The 400-nt window shown below is 63.8% G+C and carries 1 protein-coding gene; it reads right to left on the bottom strand.

The features are described 5' to 3' along the window. Positions 1–400 (bottom strand): hypothetical protein (locus AC2JF9_RS10105; RefSeq protein ID WP_500727505.1); only part of this gene is annotated, 400 nt, incomplete at both ends.

Here is a 400-nt window from a genome sequence, read left to right as displayed (position 1 = left end):
CGTTCCAAACCGCGAAGGCGCTCTTCTTCCAGATGTATTCGCGGTAGGGTTCCACCTGCGGCACGAGCAGGTTTTCCTCCGTGTTGTAGTAGACCGGCCCGCGGATGACGCTCTGGACCTGGATCGTCCAGTCATGCGGCGTGCCCACGGTGCCGAACCGCGTGCCGAGCGCCGCCTGGTAGCGGTAGACGCGCTCCACATTGTCGGTGTTGGCGGTCGCGACCGTCGCGGCGCCCTTGTCCTTCATATCGAAGTTCCAGTTGCCGTTGGCGTAGCCGCGCCAGCGCCAGCCTTCGGCGTTCAGGCCGAACAGCGACAGCATGTCCTGATCGTACTGGACCTCCAGGCCCTGGATGAACACGTCGCCCGGATTGTTGATGTAGTCGGACGTGTTGGCGGC

Source organism: Lactobacillus sp. C449L (genome assembly GCF_059900815.1).
The sequence above is the reverse complement of the archived record's forward strand: the minus strand, read 5'-3'. Positions and strand labels throughout refer to the sequence as shown.